Here is a 1,369-nt window from a genome sequence, read left to right as displayed (position 1 = left end):
GAACACGATCGCGGCCAGCACCTCCCGGTCACCGTGCCGACGACGGCCACCACCTTGAGGCCGCACCGGCGCCTCCGGCACCACTCGCTGGAACAACTCCCACAACTCGTCCGGCACCAGCCGCTCAACGATCCCCACCACGGCCTACAGCCTACCCGGGCTGCCAAATGAGATGACGTCTTAACACCTTGCGGTGACCTCACCCGGCTCAGGAGGCTGCTCACAAGACATAAGCTGCCGCAGCCAAACTGGGCAGGAGCGCCCAACGCCGGATTGGTAGCCGTCCGTGCAGAGCTGATCGGTTACCCAATGCTGGTCAAGTCATCAACCAAGACCCGGGCGATTGCGGTGCAAGCACGAAACCACGGCGAAGTTCGTGCAGCCTATGAGCTAGTGAGCCTTTGCCAACCTCAGTTTGAGCAGGTCAGGTGGAGGTTGAGGACGGCTTGGAGGTGGCTAGTGATTCGAGTGGTGCTGCAGCGAAGTTTCCGCAGCAGGCGCCAGGTCTTCAAGGTCGCCATGGCCTGCTCGCCGAGCGCCCGGATGCGGGCGTGCGCGGCGTTGACCGCGCGTTGACCTGTCGAGAGCCGGTCCCACCGGCCGCGGAAGGGCACTCGCACGGTGCCGCCCGCGCCCTGGTAGCCCTTGTCCGCCCAGCAGGCCAGGCCCGCCTCGGTGAGGGCGTCGATGATGCCGTGGGTTCGGGCGGCCTTGATGTCGTGCACGGCGCCGGGTAGGGCGGACGAGGCCCACAACAGCTTGCCGTGTGGATCGGCGATGACCTGCACGTTCATGCCGTGCCTCTTGTGTTTGCCGGAGTAGAAGGGCCGGTCAGTGGCGATTCGGTCGATCGGCAGCAGCGTCCCGTCCAGGATCACGAACGCCTTCCCCGAGGCGGCCGTCACCGCCGTGGCGAGGTCGGGCGCCCGCGCCGCGAGCAGTCCGACCGCTTCCGTGATGTACCGGTACACCGTGCTCACGCCCACCTCGAACCCGGCCGCGAGCTGCGCGTAGGTGTGCCCCAGGCGCAGGTGTGCCAGCACCAGCAGCGCCTGGCGGCCGGCGGACAGCCGCCGCCACCGCGTCCCGCGCGCCTCCCGATGCGCGGCCAACCGGTCGGTCAGGAACCGCAGATGCCGGGTGGACAGGTCGAGGGCGGACGGGTAAACAAGCACATGAAGCTCCTGGCGGCACGGGCGATCTTGGTCGTGAACCCGTCTACCAGGAGCTTCATCGCGTGCGCAGGTCAACCGGCCAACTACTGACCTTTGCGACGTGTTGTCGTTACGGGCTGACGATGGGTGATCGTTGCGGTATGCCGGTTGTGTGAGATATCCGCAGGGTGGTGGGCTGACGCCTGAACGGCAGG

General features: G+C 66.8%; 1 protein-coding gene and 1 pseudogene. Both read right to left on the bottom strand.

All coding sequences use genetic code 11. From position 1 onward, the window contains the following. Positions 1–141: pseudogene (locus ACZ7N4_RS39150) on the bottom strand (IS5/IS1182 family transposase); the annotation flags it as partial. 269 nt (positions 142–410) lie between these two features. Beyond that, entirely contained in the window at positions 411–1,175 is a 765-nt protein-coding gene (locus ACZ7N4_RS39145; RefSeq protein ID WP_471368811.1) for an IS5 family transposase, read from the bottom strand. Between the last annotated feature and the right edge of the window lie 194 nt (positions 1,176–1,369).

The organism is Streptomyces sp. NPDC107654, assembly GCF_055639035.1.
The sequence above is the reverse complement of the archived record's forward strand: the minus strand, read 5'-3'. Positions and strand labels throughout refer to the sequence as shown.